We start from the raw sequence: 552 nt of genomic DNA on the forward strand, positions 1-552 counted from the left end.
ATAGGGAAGCCGTAGAGAAATCGAGTCCGAATAGGGCGATCAGTCGCTGGGTGTAGACCCGAAACCAAGTGATCTACTCATGGCCAGGATGAAGGTGCGGTAACACGCCCTGGAGGTCCGAACCCACTAATGTTGAAAAATTAGGGGATGAGCTGTGGGTAGGGGTGAAAGGCTAAACAAACTTGGAAATAGCTGGTTCTCTCCGAAAACTATTTAGGTAGTGCCTCAAGTATCACCATCGGGGGTAGAGCACTGTTATGGCTAGGGGGTCATTGCGACTTACCAAACCATTGCAAACTCCGAATACCGATGAGTGCGAGCTTGGGAGACAGACGTCGGGTGCTAACGTCCGGCGTCAAGAGGGAAACAACCCAGACCGCCAGCTAAGGTCCCAAAGATTGGCTAAGTGGAAAACGAAGTGGGAAGGCTAAAACAGTCAGGATGTTGGCTTAGAAGCAGCCATCATTTAAAGAAAGCGTAATAGCTCACTGATCGAGTCGTCCTGCGCGGAAGATGTAACGGGGCTAAGCCAGTCACCGAAGCTGCGGATAT

1 rRNA gene is annotated in these 552 nt (G+C 50.9%); it reads left to right on the forward strand.

Features of this window, described 5'->3' with window-relative positions:
* Positions 1-552: ribosomal RNA gene (locus IGS60_RS28270) — 23S ribosomal RNA — on the forward strand; the annotation flags it as partial.

The sequence above is a fragment of the Janthinobacterium sp. FW305-128 genome (genome assembly GCF_020858135.1).
Lineage (GTDB): Bacteria > Pseudomonadota > Gammaproteobacteria > Burkholderiales > Burkholderiaceae_D > Janthinobacterium.